This window comes from Nocardia brasiliensis (genome assembly GCF_011801125.1).
In the GTDB taxonomy this organism is placed as follows: Bacteria; Actinomycetota; Actinomycetes; order Mycobacteriales; family Mycobacteriaceae; genus Nocardia; species Nocardia brasiliensis_C.
Genome location: NZ_CP046171.1, coordinates 4,175,747 through 4,197,029 on the forward strand (window position 1 = coordinate 4,175,747; position 21,283 = coordinate 4,197,029).

The following is a 21,283-nucleotide window of genomic DNA, read 5'->3' on the forward strand; positions in this document are numbered from 1 at the left end:
AATCTCGGTGCCCTCTCAGCTGGGAAGGTCGTGCGATGGCGAAGGACATACCCACCTCACGGATGCGCCGCGGCGCCACCTTCGGCAAACTCGTTGCCGGACAGGCGGTCCGGGGCGCGGGCGTGCGTTTGTCGATGGTCGGCGACACCGAGGCCGCGCGCATCGCCCGCACCGAACGGGCACTGGCCGACGCGGCCGAAGACATCGTGACCGTGCTCGGCAGCATGAAAGGCCTGGCCATGAAGGCCGGGCAATTGCTGTCGATGTTCGATCTGCTCGCCGCGTTCGGCATCGAGACGATGCCGCCACCCCAGCGCGAACGGTTCCAACGCAAGCTGGCCGCCCTCTACGACCAGGCCCCGAGCCTGCCGTTCGACCGGATGCGCGCCGTCGTCGAGCAGGATTACGGCCGCCCGTTCACGGAGGTGTTCGAGGAGTTCGAGGCCACCCCGATCGGGACAGCGTCGATCGGCCAGGTCTATCGGGCACGCCTGCACGACGGTCGCATGGTCGCGGTCAAGGTGCAGTATCCCGGGATCGATGTCGCGGTCCGGGCCGATCTGAAGAACCTCGGCCTGGTGCTGCGCATGCTGCGCACCGTCGCGCCCGCGATCGCGGACCACGCGATGTTTCGTGAGCTCACCACGCATTTCGCCGACGAGACCGACTATCGGGCCGAGGCCGCGCATCATCGGGTGGTCGCCGAGCACTATCGCGAGCACCCTTTCATCCGCGTGCCCGCGGTGCTCGACGACCTGTGCACGGCGCGGGTGCTGGTCACCGAGTTGGTCGAGGGCCTGCGGTTCGAGGAGATCGTCGCGCTGCCCGCCGCGGCTCGCGACCGCGTCGGCGAGATCGTGCACCGCTTCTACGTCGGCACGATGGCGCGCGAGCACTGGTTCTCCGGCGACCCGCATCCGGGCAACATTCTGCTCACCGCCGACGGCAAGGTCGCCTTCCTCGACTTCGGCCTGTTCAAACACATGGATGACGCCGCGGTCGAATTCGAACTGGACTGTGTGCGCGCCGCCGCCGAGTACCGCGGCGCCGATCTGCGCACGTTGCTGCTGGAATACGGTGTGCTCGACGATGATTCGCCGGCCACCGCGGAAGAATGCCTGCGCCTGTTCTACGAGGTCTCCGGGTGGCTGCTCACCGACGCCGAGATCCGGATCGCCGAGGATGCCGCGCCGCACGCCCTGCTCGCGTTCGTCGACCCGCGCCGCGGCTATTTCGACCGCTGGCGGCGCGAATACGCGCCCGCCGAACACGCTTTCGCGCGCCGCGTCGAATACGGCACCCTGGCCTTGCTCGGCAAGCTGCGCGCCAGCGGCAACTGGCACCGGATCACCCGGGAGTGGTGCTACGGCGAACCACCGCGCACCGAACTCGGTGCGCTGGAACACGACTGGCTCGCGACCCACCGCAAGGACGAACCGCCCATCCCGCTCATCCGCCCCTGAGCGACGGCCCGGCACCGGTCCGTGTCCTCGGATCGCGCGGTACCGGGCCGAGCTCGCTAGGCGGGCTCGGGCGGCTCCAGCTGCCCCCAGGGCTGGGCCGTTTCGAGTTGCGCGGCCAGTTGCAGGAGCAGGAACTCGCTGCCGAGCCCGCCGACGAACTGACTGCCGAGCGGCAGGCCGTTCGCGGTGCGATGCAGCGGCACACTCATCGCGGGACGGCCGGTGACGTTGGCCAACGGGGTGAACGGCACCGGAGCCAGATTGGCGCGAACGATCTTCCGGTAGCCCGGGCTGCGCGTAATGGCCGGGCCCGCACCGACAGCCAGCAGCACCTCGAGAACGCGCGCGAGTGCCGCGGGCGGCTTCGTCTGACCGATGCGCAGCGGCGGCCCGGCGATCGTGGGCGTGAGCCACAGGTCGTGGGTCTCGTGGAACTCGGCCAGGGCACGCGTGTGGGTGTGCCAGCGCTCGTGCGCCTCGAACAACGCCGTCGCGCTCAGCGCGCGCCCGGCCGCCGCGACCGCCCGCGTGGTGAGGTCGAACTCGGTTTCGCGGGCGCCGGTGACCCGCCTGGCCTTTGCCAGTCTGGTCGCGAGATTGGCGGTCCACACGGCCATGAAGTCGTCGGCCAGCTGGGCGCCGTCGAGGCGCGGCGTGGCGGGCTCCACGTGATGGCCCAGTCGCTCCAGCAGCGCGGCGGTCGCCTCGACCGCGCGGACCGCCTCGGCGTCGACCGGTGTGCCCAACGGGGATTCGGTGGTGAACCCGATGCGCAGCGGTCGCGGCGACGTGCTGACCGCCTCGGCATAGGGCCGCGGTGGACGCGCCGAGAGGTAGGGGCCGCTGGGATCGGGCGCGCTGAGCACATCGAGCATGACCGCCGAGTCGCGGACACTGCGCGACAGCACACCGGCGGTGGCCGCGCCGAAGATGTTCTCCCCGAAGTCCGGACCCGCCGGAACCAGCCCGCGCCCCGGCTTCAGGCCGAACAATCCGGTGCAGGCCGCCGGAACCCGGATCGACCCGCCGCCGTCGCTGGCGCCCGCCATCGGCACGATTCCCGCCGCGACCGCGGCCGCCGAGCCGCCGGACGAACCACCCGGGGTCCGCTCCGTATTCCAGGGATTCCTTGTCGCGCCGAAGGTTCCGGTCTCGGTGATCGCCACGGCGCCGAATTCGGGCGTTGTGGTCTTGCCGAAGATCACCAGCCCGGCGTCGATCCAGCGCCGCACCACGGTGCTGTGGTGGGCGGCCTTCACCTTGCGCAGCGGGCCGGTGCCCGCGGACGTCGGATAACCGGCGAAATCCTGACCGAGGTCCTTGAGCAGGAACGGCACACCGGCGAACGGGCCCGTCGGCTGCGCTGCCGCGGCCGCGCGCCCGGCCTCGGCCATCAACAGGCTCACCGCGTTGATGCCGGGATCGACCCGGGCGCAGCGCTCGAGCGCGACCTCGAGCAGTTCGCTCGGCAGCACCTCGCCCTTGGCCACCAGCTCCGCGAGCCCGACCGCGTCATATGTCCGATATTCGCTGTACCGCATACGTTTTCCCTTCCGCCCTGACGCACTGTCGGCGACCGAACACCACCGCGACCGTACGCCTCACCCGGCATTCAGGTGCGCGAGCGCGGCCACCAGACGTTCCGCGATATCCGCGGGCCACGGGAACGAGGGCGCCACCACCCGCTGGTGCGCGAGCCCGTGCAACCCGAGCCACAGCGCCACAGCGTCCGCGCCCGGCTCGGTGCTGGACGACACTCCGGCGCGCACACAGTCCTCCAGCGCAGCGGCGAGCAGCCGCAGCGTCTCCTGTCCGAGCACCGCCATCTCGTCCGCGGTCACCGAACTGTCGCCGAGGTCGGGCACCCAGACACCGCCGAACATGGTGCGGTACCGGCCCGGCCGAGCCCGCGCGAAGTCCAGATAACCGGTACAGACCGCCGTGAGCCGCGCCTTCGGCGACTCCCCCGCGTCCCGCACAGCGACACTCAGCTGCTGTGCCAATTCCGCGAAGGCGTTCTGCACGACCGCCAGCATGATCGCGGGTTGATCCGGGAAATGCCGGTAGATCGAGGGCGCGGCAATACCCGCGCGCCGCGCGACCGAACGCAGCGTGACCGCGCTCGCGTCACCCGCCTCGTCGAGCAGCGCGACCGCCGCGGCCACGATCTCGTCGCGCAATCGCGCGCCCTCACCGCGCGGATTGCGGGATCGGACGGGTGGCACGGTCTCGTTCTTCCCCATACCGGTCACCTTACATCACAAAACTTACACGCGTTAGCCCTTGCCTCTAGTAAATTAACAGTCGTAGCCTTACGGCCGCTACCTCTACGTGTTGGAGATTCAGATGGGCGCTCGAGGGCCTGTCCCAGTCGCTGGCGGCTTCGCGAGTTCCGAATACGCGGCGCGACTTGACCTCTGGCGCGAGTGGGCGGCAGTCACCGAAGCGGCGCAGGGCGATTGACCACGGCCCGCACCGGCACCGTCGCGCGGCGGAACCGCTCCGAGGCTACGGGACAAGCACGAGTTTGCCCGGTCCATGCCCGGCGAGCCCGGCCCGGTGCGCCCGCGCGGCCTCCGCGAGCGGATACACGCCATCGATGACGATCTCCAGATCGCGTGCGCGCGCGACCAACTCACCTCGGGCGGCCTGCCGGAACACGGTGCCCGCATCCTGCCCAGGCCCGTAGCCGAGCACCTTGATACCGGCGGCCAGGTGCCGCTCGTCCCCGACGATCGACGACCGTCAGGCGACACTCGGGTCCACGTCCGTCGCCAGCGCACCGTCCAGCGTGCCGAACACGGCGAGCACCTCGTCGAGCCCGGTCACCTCGATCGGACGCCGCACCTGGGGCGACGCGACCACCCGCAGCACACCCGGTGACATCGCCTCCGCCGCGGACAGCAGCACGCTCAGACCCGCTGAGCCGAAGAACGCCACGTCCGAGAGATCCAGGACGAGCAGCGGCGGTTCGGCGCCGAGCGCCCGCTCGACCCCGGCGCGCAATTGCGGCGCGGACGCCGCGTCGACTTCACCGCCGACGGTCAGCACCGACGCCACGGTGCACTGGTCCAACCGCATTCGCAATACGCGAGACTCGGTGCTCATCGCACAACCGCCGTCGCGATGGCGGCACTCCCGGCCATGAGAAACCTCCTCGCTCAAAGTTTTTCGAATTCAGTAGCGAGGGCGGGCCAGGGGCGCCGGGCCCGCCCTCCGCGAAATGCCGTGCTGCCGCGCAGCTCAGGCGTCGATCGCCTGCCGCCGCTCGCCGTGCTCGATCTCGATCTTGCGCGGCTTGGCCTTCTCCGCGACCGGAATAGACAGGCGCAGCACACCATCGGTGTAGTCGGCGCGGATGTGGTCGGTATCGAGCCCCTCGCCGAGGAACAGCTGACGGCTGAAGACGCCGCGCGGACGTTCGGCCGCGATCATCGACCGGCCCGGGTCCAGTTCCTGACGAGCCGCTTTCACGGTTACCACATTGCGTTCGATGTCCAGGTCCAGCGATTTCGGATCGATCCCCGGCAGATCGAACTCCACCAGGAACTCGTCGCCGTCACGCCAGGCGTCCATCGGCATCACCGCGGGCCGCGCCGCTGTGCCGAACACCTGCTGCGTGAATCGGTCCAGATCACGGAACGGATCGGTACGCATCAGCATGGTCGCCACCTCCAACACACTCCATTCTTTCTCGTCGGTTCAGATAACCTATGCCATCTGACATAGATTTGTTTTAGCACTCTCGACAGATGAGTGCAAGTGGTTAGAATAGAAAACCTGACGAACGCCAAGAGATTAGGAGCACGATGCCACAGGAGCCTCAGCAGGAATCACATCTGCCCGCTCCGAGCCAGGCCGTGTACGGGATTTCGGTGGCCGCCGACCTGGCCGGGATCGGCGTGCAGACCCTACGGCTCTATGAACGCCACGGCCTGCTCACTCCCGCCCGCAGCGAGGGCGGTACCCGCCGCTACAGCAGCGACGACATCGCCCGCCTGCGGCGGATCACCACGCTGGCCGCCGCCGGCGTGAACCTCGCGGGCATCGGCCGCATCCTCGACCTCGAGGACGCCAACGCCACCCTGCACAGCGATAACGATCGCCTCCGCGACGACAACACCGCGCTGCGCGACGACAACGACGCCCTGCGCGACGACAACACCGCCTTACGCGAGTCCGGCGGATTTCGCACCGAGGCCGCCGGATAGCACCGGAACGTGCCGAGCCGCAGCCTCGGTACACTGAATCCATATGGCCGACAGTGCGATCGAGATCACCGCGGACCTCGTCCGCAGCCTGTTGCGCGAACAGCACCCGGACCTCGCCGACCTATCTCTGCGCGAAGTGGCTGGCGGATGGGGCAATCAGATGTGGCGGCTCGGCGACGCATTGGCCGTGCGCGTGCAGCGCATGGATGCCACCGGCGAGTCCCAGCTCAAAGAGCGGCGGTGGCTACCGGCGCTGGCCCCGCGACTGCCGCTGCCGGTGCCGATCCCGGTGCGCTGCGGCGTACCGTGCGGGCGCTTCCCCAAACTCTGGACCGTGCTGACCTGGGTACCGGGCGAGCCGCTCGACCACGCCGCGATCGAGCACGGCGACCACGCGGCCCAGACACTCGCCGAGTTCCTGCTGGCGCTGCATGTGACCGCACCGGCAGACGCGCCTGTCGCAAAAGACCGTGGCGCCCACCCGAGGAGCTACACCGAGGGCTTCGAAACGTTCACCCGGTCCGTGCCTCTCGACGACGTCGCCGACGTGCGAGCGGTATGGGACGACGCCGTGACTGCTCCCGACTGGACCGGACCGCCGGTCTGGGTGCACGGCGACCTGCATCCGGCGAATGTCGTCGTCGCGGACGGAACACTGTCGGGCATAGTCGATTTCGGTGACATGTTCGCCGGCGATCCGGCCTGGGATCTCGCCGCGGCCTGGGTATTGCTGCCCTCGGGCACGGCCGCGCGGTTCTTCGACAAGTACGCACGGGCGGACGCGGGGACGATCCGGCGCGCCCACGGGCTGGCTGCCCTGAAGTGCTTGTTCCTGATGCTCATGGGGCAGAACGGAGACCGCGGCCTGCCCGGCGGAAAATCACATTGGGGGCCCGCGGGCCGGGCGGCGCTCGATCGGGTGCTGGCCGGGGTCTGATTGGGCGCGGCGTGCGGATCGGCAGTGTTCCCGCGCGCCGATGCCGTTCGCGCTCAACCGATTCGGACCACGCGGGCCCAGTCGGGTGGGGCGTCGGGAACGTAGTCGGCGTCGTGTTCGCGGTAGGAGGCGCTGGGGTGGCGGCCGAAGAGTCCGATGATGGTGTGGCACGGTGGGCGGCTTGTGGGCCAGGGGGTTTGGCCGTCGGTGAGGACGACGAGGACATCGGGGCGCGGGTTGGCGCGCAGGGCGGCGGTGAAGCCGGTGCGCAGGTCGGTGCCCCCACCGCCGAGCAGCGGTATCTGTTCGGCGGCGCAGAGCGGATGCACGATGCGCGCGGCGGCGTCACAGGGCAGCACGCTCACCAGGTCGCGGCGCCCGCCGAGGGCGCGCGCGATGGCGGCGACTTCCAGTAGGGCACTGCCCAATTCGGCATCGCTGACCGAACCCGAGGTGTCGATGAGCACCGAGACGCGGGGCGGGGTGCGCCGCAGGCTCGGCAGCACCACGCCGGGTAGCGCGGCACACCGCCGCGCCGGGCGGCCATAGGTGTAGTCCTCGCCGACCCCGGCCGCGCTGACCGCGGAGCGCAGGGCCGCACTCAGCAGGTCGCGCCACGGCTGCGGTGGATGGAAGGCCTCCGCGGCCCAGCGCCGCCAACCCGCGGGGGTGTCGCCGGGCTGACCGATGATGCCCTGCGCCACCTTGAATCGGATTGCGTCCCTTTCCTGTTCACTCAGCCCGTCCGCGCCGTCGGGCCCTATCTCCCACTCGCGCGCCGAGCCGTCCGCCCCGCTGCCGCAGTCGAGCCAGGCGATGCCGTCGGTCAATCCCCCGAGCCGGATGCGTCCGAGGTACTCCTCCATGAGTTCCCCCTCGGGCAATCCCAGGGTCGCGGGCAGTACCGCGTCCTCGGGCTGGACCAACCCGTCACCGAAGGCGTCGTCGTTGATCTCGCAGTCCGCGGCGATGTTCATCCGTAACCGTTCGCCGGGCCCGGCGAGTTGATGACGCCGGGCGTATCGGTCACTGCGGCCGTGATGGTCGCGCAGCAGATGCGACACCTCGTGCACCCACACGGCCGCCAACTTCTGGATGGATGTCTGCACCACGAAAGCCGGTGCGACATAACACCGCCAGTACCGATCGACCGCCATCGTCGGCACCGCACGCGACTCCACCACGTGCAGCGCGAACAACGCGGTGGCCAGATAGGGCCGCACGCGCGCGGCGTACAGGCGTGCGGCGAAGAGCTTCTCCCGGTCCAACGACGCTGTCATCGCACCACCGCGGCGGTGCGATCGGCGGCCCGCGACACCGCGAGGACTCCGGCCAGCTCCTCGATCGCCGCCGGTACCGTCCAGTCGTCGCGCCGCTGCGCGGCCAGGGTCGTCGCGGGCACCACGACCAGATCGGGTGCACCGGTTTCCAAGGCGCGCACCAGGATTGCCCACGCGGCGTCCCAGCGCGACTGCTCCGGCCGCTTGCGCACCGCCGCGACCACCCCGTCCAGCACCGCCTGGCGCAGGTCGCCGCGCTCGGGCAACTCGGCGCTCCAGGGATCGGCGAGCAGCGTTTCCGGGTCGGGCAGGTCCATCCGGTCCAGGCTGGCCAGCAGCTCGAAGCCCGGCCCGTCCCCGACAGTGCCGCGCACAAGCAGCGACAGCACGTCCCGCGACGAACCCGCGGCCGTGGCGAAAGCGATAAGCCGCAGGGTCATTTCCCAGCTGCGCGGCGAGGGCCACGGGCCACCGCGACGCGCCTCGCTGCTCGGCAGCTGATGCACGAGCGCGGGCCGCGCCGCCAACAGTACGCAGACCGCGCGCCGGGCGAAGGCCACCGCCTCGGTCAGCCGCGCAGGCGCCAGCCTGGGCAGCGTCGCGTGCGGCCAGACACCGCCGAGGCCGCGCACCACCACGTCGTGGTCGTGCGTCCATTGCAGGTGCACGAAGCGGTTCGCCAGGGGCGGACTCAGTTCCCAGCCGTCGGCCGCGCAGGAGCGCGGATTGGCCGCGGCCACGATCCGGACACCGGGCGGCAGCCGCAGGGTGCCGATGCGCCGTTCCAGCACCAACCGCAGCAACGCGGCCTGCACCGCGGGCGGTGCGGTGGACAGCTCGTCCAGGAACAGCAGACCGCGCCCGGCCCGCACCAACTGGACGGCCCAGTCCGGCGGCGCCATCGGCACCCCGTGCGCCGCGGGATCGTCGCCGATGATGGGCAGACCCGAAAAGTCCGACGGCTCATGGACACTCGCGATCACGGTGGTCAACGGCAGGTCGAGGTCGGCGGCCAGCTGAGTCAGCGCGGCGGTCTTGCCGATTCCCGGTTCGCCCCACAGCAGAACCGGTAGGTCGGCGGCCACGGCCAGCGCCAGTGCCGCCAATTGATGGTCGGCGCGCGGCTCGGTGGTCGCTTCGCCCAGCAGGGCCAGCAGGTCTGCGGCGACGTCGAGTTGCGGGAGTGTATGGGCAGCAGAAGACATGGGTGATCACCTCGGGGGTCGGTAAGGAAGAAACGAAGGACGGTTCAGCGCGTGGTCGCGTTGCGTGGATGCCCGCGGTGGTCTCCGCGACGGTCCCGGTTCGGCGGGACGCGCCGCGGGGCCACCGACGACAGTCCGGATCGATAGAGCCCGTATGCGATTCGCCGCTGCGCCGCGGCCTCGAGTTCGTCGAGCAGCGCGCCCGGACGCAGCCGCGTCTGCGGGCCGAGCAGGCCCTCGACCACGGCCAGCGCGCCCGCGGCGTCGCCGTGGTGCAGGCGCTCCTGGACGCCGGGCAGACAGTCCGGCGCACGGTGTGCCGCATCGATGGCCCGCAGGCAGGGCACGGGGGTTCCGGACAGGGCCGCCAGCAGCTCCTCCCGCCGCAGTTCGGCCGGATCGTGGTCCAGCGCGGACAGGACACCGTCGACCAAACCGATGCGGTGCCGCGCGCCGCGGCAGTCCACGAGATGTGTTGCGCTCAGCGAATATTCGCGCCGCTGCCCGGCCACTTCAGGCCCGCCTGACACCAGGGCGGACGCGACCAGCGGGTGCAACCGGCCCGCCGTGATCGCGCCCGCGCGCAGCAGCACCAGATCGGGCAGCGTCCAGGTCGCCGCGTCGGGCAGCACCGGCAACGCGGATACCGCACCTGCGGGATACTCCGGCGCGAGCCGTACGGAGGGCGGGTCGACGCCGTCACCGATCACCTCGAGCACCAGCCGTCGCCTGCCCCCGAGCCGCACGGCGAACGCACTGGCACAACGTTTCTCGGCGGCCAGCAGCAGCCGCGCCTCGGTGGCCCAGCACGCGACGGCGTATCGATCGGGCTCCGGCAGCAGCGCGACCACCTCTGGATCGGGCTCGGGCAGCCGCACCCCGGCCCCGGAACGAATGCGCAGTTCGTCGGTCCTGCGCGCGTCCCAGAGGTGACGGTGCAGGTCGAGCCGATAGCGGCGATCCGGTCTTGGATGCGGATGCAGTTGCGCCGCAACGCTTTCAGCGGATCCGTCGCACAGCGCCAGACTGATCCGCTGCCCCGCGTCCGCCCAAGCGGGAGCGGTCCGCACCACCAGCTCGACGGCGTTCGCTCCCCCGGGCCGCGGCCCAGCCCGCTCATAGCGCGCGAGGGTGAGGGTCAGCCCGGGGCGCAGCAAACCGTCCGGCGCGATCCGCGGCAGGTGCCACCGGAGCAGATCCGGGACCAGATGCCGCAGGTCGGAACGGATTTCTGCGGCGAGTTCGCGCCCGTGTGCCCGAGCGGTCGAGCGCAGATCGAGGTCGACATCGAATCCTGCGGCAGCGCACGCGCCTGCCCAATCGCCGGCGAGGCGTCGAGCGGTAGCGGTCTCGATCATGCCCGGCGGCACGGCGAATTCACGCACACGCGGCCAGAAGGAGAGGTGGGAATGGTCCACATTCGTATCGGTACGCATCAGCGCTCACCGTGTACGAATGGGGCCCCCGATCTGTCAACAGTAGGAGTAGTCATCACGATGAGCATATCCCGCGCCGAAGCGTCCGGCCAGCCGAGGGGCAGGACACCGCTACACGCCGCTAACGATGCAACACCGGGGCAGACACCGAACCTATTGCATAGCAACCGTTTTCGAAATAGCCACGGCCGTAACCCGTACCGTCGTCACGCGCGGATCAGGTGCGCGAGCGTGCCGACCAGCCGCTCGGCGGTCTCGGCGGGCCACGGAAACGACGGCGCGACCGCGCGTTGATGCGCGAGCCCGTGCAGGCCGAGCCACAACGCCACCGCGTCCAGCGCCGGGTCCTCGCTGCGCGCTTCACCCGCGGCGACACAGTCCGCGAGCGCCGCGGCGAGCAGTCGCAGACTCGACCGGCCCAGCTCCCCAATCTCCCGCTCCGAGACCGAGCCGTCGTCACGATCGGGCACCCACCCGCCGCCGAACATGGTGCGGTAGCGCCCCGGACGAGCGCGCGCGAACTCCAGATAGCCGACGCATACCGCGATCAAACGCGCCCTCGGCGACTCCCCCGCGGCCCGCACCGCCGCACACAGTTCGGCGTCCAGCCGCGCGAACGCGTCGTGCACGACCGCGGGCATGATCGCCGATTGCTGCGGGAAGTGCCGATAGATGGACGGGGCGGCGATCCCGACCCGCCGCGCCACCGACCGCAGGGTGACGGCGCTGCCATCACCGGTCTCGTCGAGCAGCGCGACGGCCGCCGCCACGATCTCCTCGCGCAGCCGAGCGCCCGCACCCCGCGGGTTGCGCGAGCGGATGGGCGGCGCGGTGTCGTTCTCCTTCATGAACAAAAACTTACAGATAAAAACTTACAGCTGTTAGCCCTTGCGCAATATCGCCTAACAGTCGTAGCCTTACGTCCGTTAGCTCAAACGGATCGGATCGGACCACACGATGAACAACAGCACCGCCACCATCACCGCGATCGTCCTGCCGGGCAGGGTCGAGCCGGACGGCCTGCAGGTCACCACCCGCGGTCTCCCGGCGCCCGGCGCGGGACAGGTCGTTCTCGGCATGGAGGCGACCGGCGTCTCGTTCGCCGAGCAGCAGATGCGCCGCGGCAAGTACTTCGACCAACCACCCTTCCCCTTCGTGCCCGGCTACGACGTGGTCGGCACCGTCACCGCGACCGGTCCCGGGGTCGATCCCGCGATGATCGGCCGCCGGTTCGCCGCCGTCACCAAGGTCGGCGCCTGGGCCGGCGCCCTGGTGCTCGACGCCGCCGATCTGGTGGCAGTGCCCGACGGCGTGACACCGGCGGCCGCGGAAACCGTGGTCGTCAACGGCCTGACGGCCTGGCAGCTGCTGCACCGAACGGCCCGAGTCGCTTCCGGCGCGACCATTGTGGTGCTCGGCGCGAACGGTGGTGTCGGCTCCACCCTCGTGCAGCTGGCCCGGCAGGCCGGGATCACCGTGATCGGCACCGCCGCACCACGCCACCACGAGGCGCTACGAGCGCAGGGCGTCTCCCCGGTCGACTACCGCGACCCGGACATGTACTCCCGAATCAGGGAGCTCGCACCGGAGGGCGTCGACGCGGTCTTCGATCACGTCGGCGGTGCCACGGTGGTCGATTCGTGGCGGCTGCTGCGCCGCGGCGGCACCCTCGTCTCCTACGGCAGCGCCGCCACGAAGGACGCGGACGGCAACGCGAAAATGCCGGTGCTCAAGCTGTTTGCGCGCCTGCTGTGGTGGAACCTGCTGCCCAACGGCAAGAGCGCGCACTTCTACAACCTCTGGGCGGGTCAGCGGCGCATCGACATCTTCCGCAGGCAGCTGCGCGAGGACCTCACCCAGGTGTTCCGCCTACTCGCCGAGGGCGCGCTGATCCCGCAGATCGCCGCGGAATTCCCGCTGTCCGAGGCGGCCTCGGCGCTGGCCATGGCCGAATCACGCACCGTCGCGGGCAAAGTCGTCATCGTCGCGGACGCGCACCACTGACCTCTCCCGACTCCCCACCACTTCCTCGGAGGCTCCCGCCATGACCACCGCACAATTCGCCGCCCCGCTCGCTCCCGCACCAGTCCTGCCCCGCGTCGGCGGGGTCGACAATCGGTCCACCTACGCCAGTTTCGGGCTCGCTTACCTCCTCGGGCACGGTGCCGCCGCCCTCTCCCGCGGTGCCGATCCGCTGCTGTCCCTGCCCGGGTGGCTGCCACTCGCGCTGCTGGGCATGGGCTTCGCGGTCGGCACCGTCTGCGCCACCCGCGCCGCCCTGCGCGCCCAGCGTGGCGCCGCCGAACCCGACGTGCTGACCGGACAGCTCCTCGGACTGTCCTGGGCGGTGGGTTTCGGCGCACTGTTCGTGGCCATCACCGGACTGACCACCACGGCGGGCCTGCCCGAGCTACAGACCGTGCTGTGGCCCGCGGGCTCCGGGCTCGTCGTCGGACTGCTGTACCTGGGCGAGGGCGCCGCCCGCCGCAACGTCCTGCACTACTGCCTCGGCGCCTGGCTCGCGCTGATCTCCACCGCCGCACTCTTCGTCGGCCTGCCCGGCTTCTTCGCCATCCTCGCGCTCGCGGGCGGCGGTGCATACGCGGTGGCGACGGTGCTGGAACATCGCCGCCTCGCCCTTCGCTGAGCCACCGCCGAAACACCCTCGCCCGCTGCCGAATACGCTCGGCGGCGGGCAGCGGCGTCCGATGCGGATCCGAACCGTCCGGCAACGGCGCCGAGCTCACCGACGCGAGTTGACCACCGCCACATACATTTTCACACCAGCGAGCCCGAGTCGTCGGCCCGCGCACCGCGCGGTGTGCGGGCGGTGGCCCGCATACGCAGTCGGCGCGGTTCCGGGACCACCGCGAGCGTGGGCCTGGTGTCGGTGCCGCGCAGGCTGTGCAACCGCCAGCGCGCGGCGATCGTAGCCAAGGCGAGCGTGGCCTCGGTGAGCGCGTAACTGTCGCCGATGCATTTGCGCGCGCCCGCGGCGAACGCCAGCGGCGCGCCGGCCGAGGACCCGCCGCGGGCCGGATCGAAGCGGTCTGGATCGAAACGTTCGGGGTCCGGATAGAGATCGGCGCGGTGCTGGATCAGGTACGCGCTGAAGATCACCGTGCTGCCCACCGGCAGCCGGTGCCCGCCGAGCTCGGTGTCCTCGGTGACCGTGCGGGTCGACAGCCACGCGGGCGGACGCAGTCGCAGGGTCTCGGCGATGACCTGTCCGGTGAACGGCAGCCGTGGCAGATCCCCGTGCCGGGCGGCGGCCCCGCCCAGCACCGCATCGACCTCGGCGTGCAGCCGGTCGGCGATCTCGGGCTGCCGGTCGAGCTGGATCAGCGCCCACGCCAATGCCGTCGCGGTGGTGTCGGTGCCCGCGAAGAAGAAGGTCAGCACCTGGTCGACGATCTCGGTATCGCTCAGCTGCCCGCCGTCGCTGTCCCTGGCCAAGACCAGGGCCGAGAAGAGGTCGCCGTGGTCGGCGCCGTCGGCGCGGCGCGCGGCGACCAACTCGCCGAGGATGGTGCGCGCCTCCGCGGCCGCGCGCAGACACCCGCGGTTGCCGAGGACCGGCCAGCGCCGCAGCCAGTCGGGCATCAGTGCCTGCCGGATCACGCCGGCGAACACGGCTTCCACATCGCGGAGCAGCCGCTGCCGATCCGATTCCGGCATCGCCTGGCCGAACAGGGTCGCCGCGGTCACCTTGGCGGCGAGGGTGTGCAGTTCGGCTTTGACATCGATCGCGTCGCCGTCGCGCCAGGAGTCGACCATCTCGGTGATCTGGTAGGTCATCATGGGCGCGTAACCGATGATGCGGTCGGGATGGAACGCGGGCTGCAACAGCCGCCGCTGCCGCCGGTGCTTCGCGTACGGGCAGGTGGCCAGCCCTTCGCCGACCAGCTCACGGCCCCGGTCGAACTGCGGCCCGCCCTTGTCGAAGATCCGGTCCTGCCGCAGTATCCGCTGGGTCAGGTCGGGATCGCAGACCACCACGGCGGTGACCGGTCCGAGACCGATCCGCACCAGGTCGCCGTGGGCGGGCAGGGACGCCATGAAGCCGAGTGGGTCGCGCAGCAGCGACAGCAGGTGCCCGAGCACCGGCAGGCGATGCGGCGCCGTCGCGACCCGTGCGCTCGCGCCCTGCTCGCCCATGACCTCTCCCTCCCGTACGACCACGACCTCCCTCCAGTGTCCGTCACACCGGCCGCCGTCGCTGCCGCTTCGACCAGTTGGCCGAGACGAGATGTCATGTCGCACAGCGGAACATCACACCGCCGCGAGTTTTGTGATCACCTCCAGGAGTTCCTGCAGCGTCTGCCGGTCCGTGGTCGGCGACATGAGCGAGGCCCGCAGGTACGGCCGCCCCTCCAGTTGGAACGAGGAGAGATAGAACCGGCCGTCCTGGATCAGCCGCGAACGCAGGTCGAGTTGCCGGTCGCCGCACGGCTCGTAACGGAAGCAGAGGATATTGCTCTGCGGTCGATACGGCGCGGTGAAATCGGGCCGTTCCTGGATCAGCTCCCACAGCTCGGTGGCCAGCCCGTACTGGCGCTCGATGTAGGAGCGCAACGACGACTCTCCTCGATAGGCCAGCGTCAGCAGGATTTTGAGACCGAGCGGCGCCTTGGAGGTCTCGAAGGTGTACTGTCCGGGGTCGACGTCCTCGGCCTCCGGGCGGTACAGATAGCTCGCGTCCTGCTTGAACATCGTGTCGAGATAATGCTTTTCGCGGAACAGCACCCCCGTGCACAGGGCCGAGGTGCGTAGCATCTTGTGCCCGTCCCACACCGTGGAGTCCGCCCGTTCGATACCGGCCAGCAGCGCGCGCAGCCGGGGCGAGAGCAGCGCGGACGCACCGTGCGCGCCGTCCACGTGTAGCCACAGCCCGTTGGCCGCGCAGAACTCGGCCACCTCGGCGATCGGGTCGTACAGGCCCGTCCCCGTGGCGCAGGCGTTGGCCACGACCGCGATCGGACGCAACCCCTGGGCCCGCACGTCGGCGAGCGCGGGAGCGAGCCCCGCCGGGTCGATGCGGCCCAACGCGTCGGTGCGCAGCCCATATACCCCGCCCACGCCCAACCCCATGACAGCGGCCGCTTTTCGCACCGAGTAGTGACTCGTCGCCGGAGCCAGGATGACCAGATCGCCCGGCGTGCCCTGCTGCCAGGCGGTCGAATCGGCGTGCGAGCGGGCCGCCAGCAACGCGGTCAGGTTGCCGAGCGTGCCGCCGTTGGTGATGGCGCCGAGGCCGGCATCGCCCCAGCCCACGTGGTCCAGCATCCAGCGGCACACCGAGCGGTCCACGGCGGCCGCGGCCGGGGCGAGCTCGTAGACCAGGGGGATGTTGTTGGTCACCGCCTGCAGCAGGTCGGCAACCACCCCGGGGGTATCCGACGGCGCGATCTGATGGCCCATGTACCCCGGATGGTGGTGGCTGGCCGAGATATCGCTGTAGGTGGTGACGAACGAGAGCAGTTCGGGCAGCGACATTCCCCCTTCCTCGATCCACCGGCGCAGCTCGAGCCGTTTGGCGACGGTGTCGATATCGGCCGCGGACACGACCTCCCCCGCTCCGGCCCGCACGGATTCGACATGGGCGACAAGGGTTTCCAGGACCGCCGCCCCGACCTCTCGCACGTCGTCGACCAGGTCGACATGGGACATGATGGATCCTCTCTTGGCTGGCGTCAGCGCGCGGCCGTGCCCACCGGGTCGTGGTCCCCGTCGATGTCGCGCATCATGATTCGATCGATGTCGACCTCGGGCACCTGGAAGTCGTTGATCAGGAATTCCTCCATCAGCAGCAGGCTGAGCAGATGCACATAGGCGTCACCGAACGGATACGGCACCCGCGGCGCCTCCGCCGCCCGCACCCGTGCCACCAACTGGTCCACCGCGTCGGTCCGCAGGAAGCCGACCCGGCGGATCACGGCCGGATCCAGCACGGCCGACACCCAGTCGTCACCGTCGGGCAACAGCGCCTCGGCTCCGGGCAGCCGCATGCCGAACTTCGGCCTGTTCACGATCCCGTGCGGCAGGCGATCGGCATAGGCCTCGCGCAGAATGTGTTTGGTCCGCCCGTTGTGCAGTTTCCACTCCAGCGGCAGCGACGCCGCGTACTCGACCACGTTCGAATCCATGTAGGGATACCGGCCTTCGACGCCGTATCCCGTACCGGCTCGGTCACCGAGACAGGTCATCCCGTACCCGATGAGGAACGTGTACATGTCCACCAGCATCGATCGGTCGACGGCGGGCCGCTGATCGAAGTCGGGGAAGTCCGCGCGCAGCCTGCCCAGCATGACCGCGTGGTCGTCGAAAACGTCGCCCGCGGCGTCGATCAGCTCGTCGACGGGTTCGCTCTCGAAACGGCGCACGTGCGCCCCGAGGGTGAAATCGCGGTCGGCTCGGTCGGCATAGAAGCGCAGAATCCTGGCGGCGTCGGTGGCATCGCTGTAGCGCAGATCGGTCAGCGCCAGTTCGAGTTCCTCGGCCGCGCCCGCGAAAGAACCGGTGCGCAGGCAACGTTCGAGAATCGTCGCCTCTTTGGCCATGTCGTATCCGGCGAACAGCTCGTCGGAACCCTCACCGCCCAGGATGATCCGGACCCCGGCCAGGCCGACCTGCTCGGCCATCACGCCGTAGGCGACCGGCGCGGTGAAGTGCAGCGGCTGCTCGCACTGCCGCACCACGTGCGGGAACCGTTCCCGGATCTGCGCGCGGGACACCGGGATACGCGTGTGCCTGCTGCCGAGGCGTGCCACCATCGCTTGCTGATACGGCGTCTCGTCCACCGGACTGTCCGCGGCCTCGATGGAGAACGTGGTGAGCGGCTCGCCGATCAGCTCGCTCATCACCGAGGAGATGACCGCGGAGTCGATGCCGCCACTGATGTATGTGCCGAGCGGGTAGTCCGCGCGCAGGCGCAGCCGGACCGACTCCCGGATGACCTCCCGCAGCCCGCTCTTGGCTTCCTCGAAGGAGTTCGGCGGTGCGATCAGGCCTTGCCGCGCGATCCCCTGGTAGTACTTCGACAGCTCGGCGTTGCCGTCGCGCACGATCAGGACGTGTCCGGGCGGGATCGCGTCGATGCCGGTGAAGCAGGTCTCGCCCGCGATCGGGCTCCAGTACCGCATCGCGCGGCGCACCTTGTCCGCGGCCAGCTCCCGCGGCACCCGCGGAAACGCGAACAGCCCCTTGATCTCCGAGGCGAAATAGAAGGTGCCGTCCTGCTCGGTGTAGAACATCGGCCGCTCGCCGAAACGGTCGCGGCCCAGGATCAGCGTCCGTTCCCACTTGTCGTAGAACACGAACCCGAACTGGCCGTTCAATCGGGAGAGCGCGTCCAGTCCCCAGTAGGCGAAGGAGTGCAGCAGCACCTCGGTGTCGGAGTTCGTCCGGAAGCGGACGCCGTAACCCTCCAGCTCGCTGCGCAATTCGAGATAGTTGAACACCTCGCCGTTGAACCCGGCGATGTATCGCTGATCCGGCGTGACCATGGGCTGCTGCCCGAGTCGGGGGTCGATGACCGAGAGCCGGACGGTGCCGAGGGTGAATTCGGCGCTGTCGTAGAGCCCGACTTCGTCCGGGCCGCGATGCGCGATCGCCCGAATTCCCCGCCGTACCAGGTCCAGTCGCTGGTCTTTCCGTAATCCGCTGTCAATGAATCCGACCACACCACACACGGGTATCTCCTAATTTCCTGCCGATCGAAAGGTCGGAGCAACGTCGCCTACACCGAGTCCAGATACCGCGCGCGCTCCCATTCGGTCACTTCTCGCTGGCCCGCCGCCGCCTCGTTCAACGCCACCTGGCACAGGTTCTGCACGGCGCCCGCGCCCAGAGCCTGCTTCGCGAACTCGCTCTCGCCGAAAAGCGTTGCCGCCGACCAGATATTCGTCGGCAGCGGCGGATAGTCGGTCGAGAGATAGGAGTTCGCGGCGGGTGCGGCCGGGGTCAGCTCCTCGCTGACGCCGGCCGCACCCGCCGCGAGCTGGGCCGCGGCGAGGAGGTAGGGGTTGGCGTCGGCGGCGGCGATGCGTGTCTCCGCCCGGGTGCCCTTGGCGTCCCTGACGAGCACGCGCACCGCCGCGCAGCGGTTGTCCAAGCCCCAGGACAGGTTGGTCGGCGCGAACGAATGGTCGGCTACCCGCTTGTAGCCGTTGGGGGTCGGCACGGCGACCAGTTGCAGCTCGGCCGCGTACTTCAGCAGTCCAGCGACATAGTTGCCGCCGACAGTGCTCAACCCACCGGTTCGCGCGTCCCAGAACACGTTGCGCTTGTCCGGCCCCCACATGCTCTGGTGGATGTGCAAGCCGCTGCCGGACAGGTCGCCGAAGGGCTTGGCCATGAACGTCGCGCGAAACCCGTGCCGCGGCGCGAGCTGCTTGACCGCGTACCGGAAGAACAGCAGGCTGTCCGCGGCGGTGACGGGATCGGACGGCGTCAGGTTGATCTCGACCTGACCGGGCGCGTATTCGGCGCCGCACGCTTCCACCTCGACGTCGGCGCTGAGCAGCATCGCGCAGATCTCGTCGAGAAACGGCTCCAGGTAATGGTTGTCGTGCAGGCTGTAGACGGGATTGCGCGCACCGCGGGCGCGCAGCGACTCCCCGTCCAGCGCGTAGAACTCGGTCTCCATCGCGATATACGGTGCGAGACCGATCTTTTCGACATCAGCGAGGACACGGCGCAGCACGGTGCGCGGCGCGATCGCGGCGAGCTCGCCCGCGCCGTCCACCACGTCGCAGAAGACCAGCGCGGTCTTCGGTTTCCACGGCACCAGCCGCAGCGTCGCCACATCCGGGCGCAGGAAGATGTCCGGATACCCGTTGGACCAGCTGTAGTCGGCGGTCTCGATGACCTCCATCGAGTAGTCCCACGCCAATACCGCCGAGGACAGACCTACCCCGTCCGACATACCGTTGGCCAGAAAGGATTCGACCGGGATGCGCTTTCCGCGCAGTGCGCCGGTCATGTCGGGGGTGGCGAGCTCGACCGTCGTGATCGAATTCTCTTTCAGGAATTGCTCTACCGCTTCCATCTGGATCCTCTCACTCCCCACGAGCCGTCGCACGGCCCAGCCCATGCGGATGCGGGCCTGTTCCGGAAAGGCAGGCTTCGACAGTCGTTGTCGCCCATCGAGCCAGTCTCGCAGAGCAACTCGTGGTCCGGGATGCCCCGGATGGGGGGTTGAATTCCGGGCGAACGCCCCTGATCTTGGACAAACAACCAAGCGCAATACGGGAAGCGACGATCGTGACCGAAGCCCCACCCCGCATCGATACCGTGACCGAGCCGAGGCAAGCCCCGGGGCCCACCGGCCTGGACGCCTTCCGGGTGATGACCGACATCCGCCGCGACCCGTGCACGGCGTTCCAAGACCTCGTCCAGCGGTACGGCGACGTCGTCCGCATAGCCGCCTCGGGGCAGCAGTTCTTTCTCGTGAACGACCCCGATCTCGTCGAGGACGTCTTCGTCGCGCGGCAGAGCAACTACGGCAAGACCCTCAACGCCAAGGTCGCGGCGATGGCGCTGGGTAATGGGCTGCTCACCAACGAGGGCGAGGCGTGGACCCGGCAGCGCCGGATCATCCAACCGCTGTTCGCCCGCAGACAACTGGATCGCTTCGCGGAGTACATGATCGACGCCGCCGAACGCACCCTGGCCCGCTGGGCGACCCGGCCCGACGGCGACCGGCTCGACGTGTCCGTGGCCATGAACGCGCTCTCGCTCGACGTGACCGGTCCCGCGCTGTTCGGCGGCGACCTCTCCGACGACGCGGCGCGGGTGCACGAGGCGCTCGTGGAGATCCTGCGTTGCGTCGGTAAGGCGATGACCTCGCTGCTCACCTGGCTGCCGCTCCGAATCCCCGGTGTCACACCCGATCTCGCGCTGCGGATGCAGGCGCCGCGCTGGCGCAAGCTGGACGCGGCGGTCGCCGTGCTCGACGACGTCGTCACCCGCCTCATCCGGGAACGACAGGACGACCGCAAAGACGACCGGCACGATCTGCTCGGCCTGCTCCTCGACGCCCGCGACGAGGCGGGCGCCTCGGCGATGAGCCCGGGGCAGGTCCGCGACGAGCTGAAGACCTTCCTGCTGGTGGGGCACGACACCACGGCCTACTCACTGGCGTGGACGCTACTGCTGCTTTCGAACAATCCCGAGGCGCGCGAGCGGCTGATCACCGAGGTCGACACCGTGCTCGGCGACCGCAGGCCAACGCCCGCCGACCTGGATCGGCTGCCGTGGACCACGGCGGTCATCGAGGAGGCGATGCGGCTGTATCCGCCCTCCTGGTTGATCGAACGGCAGGCCGTCGCCGACGACGTGCTCGGCGGCTACCACATCCCGGCGGGCGCGACCGTGTACGTGGCCTCCTATCTGCTGCACCACGATCCGCGGTCGTGGCCGAATCCCGAGGGCTTCGATCCGCGCCGCTTCCTGCCCGAGCACCGGCAGTTCGTCTTCCCTCCCGCCGACCCGGGATCGAATCCGGTAGCGCGCCCGCGCTATTCGTACCTGCCCTTCGGCGCGGGCCACCGGCAGTGCATCGGCCTCGGGTTCGCCCGCGTCCAGGCCAAGCTCATACTCGCCATGCTCACCCAGCGCTACACCTTCGACCTCGCCGCGGGCACCCGGGTGCACCCCGAGCACACTTTGACGTTGCGCCCCAAGGACGGACTACCAATGATCCTGCGCCGCCGGGTCCGGCAGGCCGATCGGGAGCTCACCTAGGCTGA

19 protein-coding genes are annotated in these 21,283 nt (G+C 69.7%); 6 read left to right on the forward strand and 13 right to left on the reverse strand.

Annotated elements, in window-relative coordinates:
• Positions 1–35: 35 nt before the first annotated feature.
• Positions 36–1,463: an AarF/UbiB family protein gene (locus tag F5X71_RS18900; RefSeq protein ID WP_167463227.1), complete on the forward strand. Its 1,428-nt coding sequence runs from the start codon at positions 36–38 to the stop codon at positions 1,461–1,463.
• A 56-nt stretch (positions 1,464–1,519) separates the two neighbouring features.
• Here F5X71_RS18900 and F5X71_RS18905 read toward each other — a convergent pair whose 3' ends face one another.
• The 5 genes from F5X71_RS18905 to F5X71_RS18925 all read right to left on the reverse strand — a co-directional run bounded on the left by F5X71_RS18905 (position 1,520) and on the right by F5X71_RS18925 (position 5,126).
• Complete coding sequence (locus F5X71_RS18905; protein ID WP_167463228.1) at positions 1,520–3,004, reverse strand: amidase; 1,485 nt, start codon at positions 3,002–3,004, stop codon at positions 1,520–1,522.
• Between the two features lie 60 nt (positions 3,005–3,064).
• Positions 3,065–3,706, reverse strand: a complete 642-nt coding sequence (locus F5X71_RS18910; protein ID WP_167463229.1) for a TetR/AcrR family transcriptional regulator — start codon at positions 3,704–3,706, stop codon at positions 3,065–3,067.
• 265 nt (positions 3,707–3,971) lie between these two features.
• Positions 3,972–4,160: a zinc-binding dehydrogenase gene (locus F5X71_RS18915; RefSeq protein ID WP_238815318.1), complete on the reverse strand. Its 189-nt coding sequence runs from the start codon at positions 4,158–4,160 to the stop codon at positions 3,972–3,974.
• Between the two features lie 48 nt (positions 4,161–4,208).
• On the reverse strand, positions 4,209–4,571 hold the full coding sequence (locus F5X71_RS18920; protein ID WP_167463230.1) for an STAS domain-containing protein: 363 nt from the start codon (positions 4,569–4,571) through the stop codon (positions 4,209–4,211).
• 135 nt (positions 4,572–4,706) lie between these two features.
• Entirely contained in the window at positions 4,707–5,126 is a 420-nt protein-coding gene (locus F5X71_RS18925; RefSeq protein WP_194250722.1) for an Hsp20/alpha crystallin family protein, read from the reverse strand.
• A gap of 146 nt (positions 5,127–5,272) precedes the next feature.
• Here F5X71_RS18925 and F5X71_RS18930 point away from each other — a divergent pair, with 146 nt between their 5' ends.
• Together F5X71_RS18930 and F5X71_RS18935 are read left to right on the forward strand one after the other, a co-directional pair.
• Entirely contained in the window at positions 5,273–5,674 is a 402-nt protein-coding gene (locus F5X71_RS18930) for a MerR family transcriptional regulator (protein WP_167463232.1), read from the forward strand.
• 43 nt (positions 5,675–5,717) lie between these two features.
• Positions 5,718–6,611 carry an aminoglycoside phosphotransferase family protein gene (locus F5X71_RS18935; RefSeq protein WP_167463233.1) on the forward strand — a complete coding sequence of 298 codons (894 nt, stop codon included), beginning with the start codon at positions 5,718–5,720 and terminating at the stop codon, positions 6,609–6,611.
• A 53-nt stretch (positions 6,612–6,664) separates the two neighbouring features.
• Here F5X71_RS18935 and F5X71_RS18940 read toward each other — a convergent pair whose 3' ends face one another.
• The 4 genes from F5X71_RS18940 to F5X71_RS18955 all read right to left on the reverse strand — a co-directional run bounded on the left by F5X71_RS18940 (position 6,665) and on the right by F5X71_RS18955 (position 11,380).
• Positions 6,665–7,891, reverse strand: coding sequence for a vWA domain-containing protein (locus F5X71_RS18940; protein ID WP_167463234.1), 1,227 nt, complete (start codon positions 7,889–7,891; stop codon positions 6,665–6,667).
• Positions 7,888–9,096 (reverse strand): AAA family ATPase, encoded by a 1,209-nt coding sequence (locus F5X71_RS18945; RefSeq protein ID WP_167463235.1) that lies wholly within the window; start codon positions 9,094–9,096, stop codon positions 7,888–7,890. Before F5X71_RS18945 ends, F5X71_RS18940 begins: the two co-directional genes overlap by 4 nt.
• A 44-nt stretch (positions 9,097–9,140) precedes the next feature.
• Positions 9,141–10,532 carry a hypothetical protein gene (locus F5X71_RS18950; protein ID WP_167463236.1) on the reverse strand — a complete coding sequence of 464 codons (1,392 nt, stop codon included), beginning with the start codon at positions 10,530–10,532 and terminating at the stop codon, positions 9,141–9,143.
• Between the two features lie 206 nt (positions 10,533–10,738).
• Entirely contained in the window at positions 10,739–11,380 is a 642-nt protein-coding gene (locus F5X71_RS18955) for a TetR/AcrR family transcriptional regulator (RefSeq protein WP_167463237.1), read from the reverse strand.
• Between the two features lie 109 nt (positions 11,381–11,489).
• On the opposite strand from F5X71_RS18955, the gene F5X71_RS18960 reads away from it, so the two are divergent.
• Positions 11,490–12,536, forward strand: a complete 1,047-nt coding sequence (locus F5X71_RS18960; RefSeq protein ID WP_167463238.1) for a medium chain dehydrogenase/reductase family protein — start codon at positions 11,490–11,492, stop codon at positions 12,534–12,536.
• A 40-nt stretch (positions 12,537–12,576) separates the two neighbouring features.
• Complete coding sequence (locus F5X71_RS18965; RefSeq protein WP_167463239.1) at positions 12,577–13,179, forward strand: ABC transporter permease; 603 nt, start codon at positions 12,577–12,579, stop codon at positions 13,177–13,179.
• Positions 13,180–13,310: 131 nt separating this feature from the next.
• On the opposite strand, the gene F5X71_RS18970 is transcribed toward F5X71_RS18965, so the two are convergent.
• The 4 genes from F5X71_RS18970 to F5X71_RS18985 form a co-directional block, all read right to left on the reverse strand.
• Positions 13,311–14,690, reverse strand: coding sequence for a cytochrome P450 (locus F5X71_RS18970; RefSeq protein ID WP_167463240.1), 1,380 nt, complete (start codon positions 14,688–14,690; stop codon positions 13,311–13,313).
• A gap of 114 nt (positions 14,691–14,804) precedes the next feature.
• The gene (locus F5X71_RS18975; RefSeq protein WP_167463241.1) at positions 14,805–16,202 is read right to left on the reverse strand and encodes a pyridoxal phosphate-dependent decarboxylase family protein; all 1,398 of its coding nucleotides are present in this window, start codon (positions 16,200–16,202) and stop codon (positions 14,805–14,807) included.
• 23 nt (positions 16,203–16,225) lie between these two features.
• Complete coding sequence (gene asnB / locus F5X71_RS18980) at positions 16,226–18,214, reverse strand: asparagine synthase (glutamine-hydrolyzing) (protein WP_167463242.1); 1,989 nt, start codon at positions 18,212–18,214, stop codon at positions 16,226–16,228.
• A gap of 56 nt (positions 18,215–18,270) precedes the next feature.
• Entirely contained in the window at positions 18,271–19,581 is a 1,311-nt protein-coding gene (locus F5X71_RS18985; RefSeq protein WP_167463243.1) for a glutamine synthetase family protein, read from the reverse strand.
• Between the two features lie 245 nt (positions 19,582–19,826).
• On the opposite strand from F5X71_RS18985, the gene F5X71_RS18990 reads away from it, so the two are divergent.
• On the forward strand, positions 19,827–21,278 hold the full coding sequence (locus F5X71_RS18990; protein WP_167463244.1) for a cytochrome P450: 1,452 nt from the start codon (positions 19,827–19,829) through the stop codon (positions 21,276–21,278).
• Positions 21,279–21,283 lie beyond the last annotated feature (5 nt).